Genomic DNA, 2,320 nt, shown 5'->3' on the forward strand with positions numbered 1-2,320 from the left:
TACATCAGTGGGTTATTGTACACATAGCCGTATTTGTTATAGTTCTGCGTGTTGTATGGGTCTTGGATATGTTCATCGGCATTTAAAAATCTTCTTAATAACGGGTCATACAAACGCCCATTCATATGGATAAGCCCTACTTCAAACAGATGTTCGTGACTGGTGTAGCCTCTATCTAGCAATAAGCTATACGCAGTAGGCTGTAAGCGACCTATTTGGATACCCCCACTTCCTATTTGTAAATGCGTTTCCTCTGCATTGTACCGCCAACGCTAAAAGTCCACTGGACTTCTGCCACATTATCCACTAATCCCAAGCGTCATAATGTCTTTTTTCCTGCTTCATCACTTATGGCTAAAATACCTCCTAAATAACAATAATCTTTTTATTACTGTTTTTCAAAAATATATTCTTTATCTAAATAAACACTAATTTTATTAACACTTTTGATTTCCTTTTCTTTAAGTTGAATATTATATACTTTAACAGAATCATTATAAAAAACTATGTAAGGTAAAAGATTAATTTCTTCTTTTGATAATTCTTTTAAAATATATTTTCTATTATCAATTACAACTTGTACATCATTACTTAATGTAAAGCTGGATGAAAGATAAATGCTATGCCAATATGTTGAAAAAATCCATAAATTCAAATATTTTCTATCTACTTTATAGACATTACCATAAAAATCATTCTTTTTATATATCTCATAATCATTAAGTTTATAAAAAATTCTTTGAGGTGATTTTGGCATTACACAACTATGTGTAAATATTAATATTATTGTAGATATAAATACTATTAACTCTTTTTTCATTTTTATTTTAACTTCCTATTATACATTATATTCATAATATTAAATCGTATTTTTCACAATATACATAAATAATATCAATCAACTTCAAATACAAAAATTTCTATTCTACCATTTTTTTTGATATAAATAGTGTCTTTTTTGATAGTTTTATAAAATTTACGATCTCCTATATTGAGTTGAAAACTATATGTAGAATCTGAATACAATCTTTCCATTTTTTTAAAATTATTCATTAATTTAATTCGTTCAGATTTTATGTAAATCTCACACTCCTCTCTTGAAGCATAAATAAAATCTTTAATAGTTAGTGTAGAAATAACACTTAATGATTTATCATTTAAATCATTAATATTATACAGTGGATGCCTTGTTGTTCCACAACTATAAACAACAATATATAATAAAACTAAAACAATTACATTTTTCATATATTATTCTTTTTAATAAGTTCTTCCTCCTACATTTCGCAACATTTTTTCTGCATCCCATTCATTAAAACCATCTGTTTTATACGCTTTTTCACTAAAAAATAGTTGCTCCCAAATGCCTCTTGCCTGAAAATTGGACCAACCCTGATTTCTTCCTTGTATTATATGTCCAAATTCGTGTCCTAATACATTTTGCTCTGAATTGTTAAAATTTACAACATTATTTCCCCAAACTACATCCCTTTTATTTCCATTTGACCATAATGGTTGCAAAACTTGATACAAGCCTCCTTTCCTCCATTTTACATTACTATAATCAACATTATACTTCTTAGACATTTTCTTTACATATTCCAACTGTTTTTCTGAAGGTTTATATGTTGCTCCGAAAGTTCCTATCATAAATGCAGATTGTGCTGCACCATTATACATCCCATTTTTAAAACCTGCTTTTACTCCATCCCATATATTACCACCTCTAAATAAAGAATTGAAACCTCCTGAAATAGCCCCCTGTAATTCCACCTTTTAATGTTCCATGTAATAGCTCTCCACCCGCATTCTTTAGCCAACCTCCAATACCTTTACCATCTAATCCTTTCCATTTTGGTAATTTCTGACTCACAAATGCTCCAATAGCGGATGCTCCAATGGTTGCAAAATCAATTTTACCGTCTTGGATTACACTGGAAATCATATTAGACAACAAATCCCAAGTACCACTATTCAATATAAAACTATTGGTGCTGAAAATACTTGCTCCCAAGCCATTTAAACCTCCTGAAATAGCCCCTGCTATTGCACCACCTAATATAGCCTTACCAAAATTACTCCAAGACCATTCTTTCGTTACTAATCCCTTTATAGTATATGCTATTGCACCTACCCCAGCTCCAACAATGGCTCCATAAATAGCCCCAATAAGGACTTTAGTAAGGATAGGCACCAAGAAAGCAAACTTCCCACTCGGGTCATTATACATCAGTGGGTTATTGTACACATAGCCGTATTTGTTATAGTTCTGCGTGTTGTATGGGTCTTGGATATGTTCATCGGCATTTAAAAATCTTCT

The 2,320-nt window shown here is 30.9% G+C and carries 3 protein-coding genes and 2 pseudogenes; all 5 read right to left on the bottom strand.

Features of this window, described 5'->3' with window-relative positions; translation table 11 throughout:
- Positions 1-182, bottom strand: a pseudogene (locus HMPREF9699_RS11135) (RHS repeat-associated core domain-containing protein); the annotation flags it as partial.
- A gap of 206 nt (positions 183-388) precedes the next feature.
- A complete protein-coding gene (locus tag HMPREF9699_RS10650) occupies positions 389-820 on the bottom strand; it encodes a hypothetical protein (protein WP_002664703.1) in 432 nt (143 codons plus the stop codon).
- Between the two features lie 74 nt (positions 821-894).
- On the bottom strand, positions 895-1,248 hold the full coding sequence (locus HMPREF9699_RS10655) for a hypothetical protein (RefSeq protein WP_002664705.1): 354 nt from the start codon (positions 1,246-1,248) through the stop codon (positions 895-897).
- Positions 1,249-1,260: 12 nt separating this feature from the next.
- Positions 1,261-1,773 carry a hypothetical protein gene (locus HMPREF9699_RS10660; RefSeq protein ID WP_002664706.1) on the bottom strand — a complete coding sequence of 171 codons (513 nt, stop codon included), beginning with the start codon at positions 1,771-1,773 and terminating at the stop codon, positions 1,261-1,263.
- Positions 1,727-2,320 (bottom strand): annotated as a pseudogene (locus HMPREF9699_RS11350) (hypothetical protein); the annotation flags it as partial. The gene HMPREF9699_RS10660 and the pseudogene HMPREF9699_RS11350, both read right to left, overlap by 47 nt.

Origin of the sequence: Bergeyella zoohelcum ATCC 43767 (assembly GCF_000301075.1) — a bacterium.
Lineage (GTDB): Bacteria > Bacteroidota > Bacteroidia > Flavobacteriales > Weeksellaceae > Bergeyella > Bergeyella zoohelcum.